The sequence below is a fragment of the Mesorhizobium norvegicum genome (genome assembly GCF_004919685.1).
Lineage (GTDB): Bacteria > Pseudomonadota > Alphaproteobacteria > Rhizobiales > Rhizobiaceae > Mesorhizobium > Mesorhizobium norvegicum.
In genome coordinates this window covers 1-704 of record NZ_SMYZ01000201.1, presented here as the reverse complement: position 1 = coordinate 704, position 704 = coordinate 1, and the positions used below count along the sequence as shown (strand labels likewise).

Sequence of the window (704 nt, the reverse complement as noted above, 5' to 3'; positions counted from 1 at the left end):
GTTCTGGATCGTCAGCGTGCCGGTGCCGCCATTGCCGACGTAGAGGTTGCCGGAATTGGTCCAGGACGAGCCCGCGCCATCAACCGTCGCGGTGCCGGTCGAGCCTGAATTGTAGCCGAGGAAGCCGCCGGTGGTGCTCATATTGCCGCCGCTCTGGATCGTCAGCGTGCCGGTCGAGCCCGCATTGACGCCGAGATGGCTGGTGGTGGTGCTCACCTTGCCGCCGTTCTGGATCGTCAGCGTGCCTGTGCCGTTATAGCCGACATGGAGCGTGTTGGAACTCGTCCAGGACGAGCCGGCGCCATCAACCGCCACGGTGCCGGTCGAGCCTGAATTGTAGCCGAGGAAGCCGAGGCCGGAGTTGCTCGCCTTGCCGCCGTTCTGGATCGTCAGCGTGCCGGTGCCGCCATAGCCGACAACGAGGTTGCCGGAGTTGGTCCAGGTCGAGCCGGCGCCGTCAACCGTCGCGGTGCCGGTCGAGCCGGCATTGAGGCCGAGATAGCCGTTGGTGGTGCTCACCTTGCCGCCGTTCTGGATCGTCAGCGTGCCGGTGCCGCCATAGCCGACAGCGAGGTTGCCGGAATTGGTCCAGGTCGAGCCGGCGCCATCAACCGTCGCGGTGCCGGTCGAGCCGGCATTGAGGCCGAGGATGCCGGTGACGTTGCTCACCTTGCCGCCGTTCTGGATCGTCAGCGTGCCGGTGC

Annotated in this window: 1 pseudogene; it reads right to left on the bottom strand. The window is 66.6% G+C overall.

Going from position 1 to position 704, the window contains the following annotated elements:
- Window positions 1–704 (bottom strand): annotated as a pseudogene (locus tag FCU66_RS40720) (autotransporter domain-containing protein); the annotation flags it as partial.